This is a genomic window from Streptococcus mitis (assembly GCF_002096855.1).
In the GTDB taxonomy this organism is placed as follows: Bacteria; Bacillota; Bacilli; order Lactobacillales; family Streptococcaceae; genus Streptococcus; species Streptococcus mitis_Y.
This window is the reverse complement of the sequence record NZ_NCVH01000019.1, coordinates 1-227: the sequence shown is the minus strand read 5'-3', so window position 1 is coordinate 227 and position 227 is coordinate 1. Positions and strand designations below refer to the sequence as shown.

At 44.1% G+C, this 227-nt stretch carries 1 protein-coding gene; it reads right to left on the bottom strand.

What is annotated here, in order from left to right; genetic code table 11:
• The coding region (locus B7698_RS00635) for a G5 domain-containing protein (protein ID WP_192855080.1) at window positions 1–227 on the bottom strand (227 nt) is incomplete at both ends.

Genomic DNA, 227 nt, shown 5'->3' with positions numbered 1-227 from the left:
GTGCGAACACCCTTCTTACCAGCTGTCTTCACTTGACGACTTCCTTCTGGAAGATCTGGATTTGTGACTTCCTTAGTTTGGAAAGCAACTTCTTCTGTCTTGGTCTCTTCCTTAGTCGTTACAACTGGGACTACTACTTTCTTAGTTCCAACTTCGATAACTTCGTCTACTGCTGGAGTAGTGATTGTGTTGGATTTCTCAACACGACCTGTTTCTACTCCGTCTGT